This window comes from Rhodoferax mekongensis (assembly GCF_032191775.1).
Taxonomy (GTDB): domain Bacteria; phylum Pseudomonadota; class Gammaproteobacteria; order Burkholderiales; family Burkholderiaceae_C; genus Allorhodoferax; species Allorhodoferax mekongensis.
On sequence record NZ_CP132507.1, the window covers coordinates 17,501 to 20,000 of the forward strand.

Genomic DNA, 2,500 nt, shown 5'->3' on the forward strand with positions numbered 1-2,500 from the left:
CACTGGCGTGACAACCGATACACCAGAGGTGTGTCCACTCCGGTCCTCTCGTACTAGGAGCAGGCTTCCTCAAATCTGCAGCGCCCACGGAAGATAGGGACCAAACTGTCTCACGACGTTTTAAACCCAGCTCACGTACCTCTTTAAATGGCGAACAGCCATACCCTTGGGACCGGCTACAGCCCCAGGATGAGATGAGCCGACATCGAGGTGCCAAACACCGCCGTCGATATGAACTCTTGGGCGGTATCAGCCTGTTATCCCCAGAGTACCTTTTATCCGTTGAGCGATGGCCCTTCCATACAGAACCACCGGATCACTATGTCCTGCTTTCGCATCTGCTCGACTTGTCAGTCTCGCAGTTAAGCACGCTTATGCCATTGCACTATCATCACGATGTCCGACCGTAACTAGCGTACCTTCGAACTCCTCCGTTACGCTTTGGGAGGAGACCGCCCCAGTCAAACTGCCTACCATGCACTGTCCCCGATCCAGATAATGGACCTAGGTTAGAACCTCAAACACACCAGGGTGGTATTTCAACGTCGGCTCCATAAGATCTAGCGACCCTACTTCAAAGCCTCCCACCTATCCTACACAGATCTGTTCAAAGTCCAATACAAAGCTACAGTAAAGGTTCATGGGGTCTTTCCGTCTTTCCGCGGGGAGATTGCATCATCACAAACATTTCAACTTCGCTGAGTCTCGGGAGGAGACAGTGTGGCCATCGTTACGCCATTCGTGCAGGTCGGAACTTACCCGACAAGGAATTTCGCTACCTTAGGACCGTTATAGTTACGGCCGCCGTTTACTGGGACTTCAATCAAGAGCTTGCACCCCATCATTTAATCTTCCAGCACCGGGCAGGCGTCACACCCTATACGTCCACTTTCGTGTTTGCAGAGTGCTGTGTTTTTAATAAACAGTCGCAGCCACCGATTTTTTGCAACCTCATTGGGCTCCAGGAGTAAATCCCTTCACCTACTAAAGGCACACCTTCTTCCGAAGTTACGGTGTCAATTTGCCGAGTTCCTTCTCCCGAGTTCTCTCAAGCGCCTTAGAATACTCATCTCGCGCACCAGTGTCGGTTTGCGGTACGGTCGTGTGTAGCTGAAGCTTAGTGGCTTTTCCTGGAAGCAGGGTATCACTCACTTCGAGTGCAAGCACTCTCGTTATCACTCCTCATCTAAGCCCGGCGGATTTGCCTACCAGGCACGACTACAAGCTTGAACCAACATGTCCAACAGTTGGCTGAGTTAACCTTCTCCGTCCCCACATCGCACTACACATCGGTACAGGAATATTGACCTGTTTCCCATCAGCTACGCATCTCTGCCTCGCCTTAGGGGCCGACTCACTCTACGCCGATGAACGTTGCGTAGAAAACCTTGCGCTTACGGCGAGGGGGCTTTTCACCCCCTTTAACGCTACTCATGTCAGCATTCGCACTTCTGATACCTCCAGCACGCTTTACAACGCACCTTCACAGGCTTACAGAACGCTCTCCTACCACTTGCAATAAATTGCAAATCCGCAGCTTCGGTAACTGGCTTAGCCCCGTTACATCTTCCGCGCAGGACGACTCGATCAGTGAGCTATTACGCTTTCTTTAAATGATGGCTGCTTCTAAGCCAACATCCTGACTGTTTTAGCCTTCCCACTTCGTTTCCCACTTAGCCAATTTTAGGGACCTTAGCTGGCGGTCTGGGTTGTTTCCCTCTTGAGTCCGGACGTTAGCACCCGGTGCTCTGTCTCCCAAGCTGTACTCTGCGGTATTCGGAGTTTGCATTGGTTTGGTAAGTCGCCATGACCCCCTAGCCAAAACAGTGCTCTACCCCCGCAGGTAATACTTGAGGCACTACCTAAATAGTTTTCGGAGAGAACCAGCTATTTCCAAGTTTGTTTAGCCTTTCACCCCTATCCACAGCTCATCCGCTAGTTTTGCAACACTAGTCGGTTCGGACCTCCAGTACCTGTTACGGCACCTTCATCCTGGCCATGGATAGATCACTTGGTTTCGGGTCTACACCCAGCGACTAGACGCCCTATTCGGACTCGATTTCTCTACGGCTTCCCTATTCGGTTAACCTTGCCACTGAATGTAAGTCGCTGACCCATTATACAAAAGGTACGCAGTCACCCTTGCGGGCTCCTACTTTTTGTAAGCATGCGGTTTCAGGATCTATTTCACTCCCCTCCCGGGGTTCTTTTCGCCTTTCCCTCACGGTACTAGTTCACTATCGGTCAATGATGAGTATTTAGCCTTGGAGGATGGTCCCCCCATATTCAGACAGGATTTCTCGTGTCCCGCCCTACTTTTCGCAAGCTCAGTACCACGCAGGTCATTTCACGTACGGGGCTATCACCCGCTATGGCCAGCATTTCCAGGCTGTTCCGTTATGTCTTGTGCTATCACTTGCAGGCTTCTCCGATTTCGCTCGCCACTACTTTCGGAATCTCGGTTGATGTCTTTTCCTCGAGCTACTGAGATGTTTCAGTT

General features: G+C 51.2%; 1 rRNA gene (only partly in view). It reads right to left on the reverse strand.

Annotated elements, in window-relative coordinates:
- Positions 1-2,500 (reverse strand): 23S ribosomal RNA (locus RAN89_RS00085) (it extends past both window edges: 195 nt to the left, 181 nt to the right).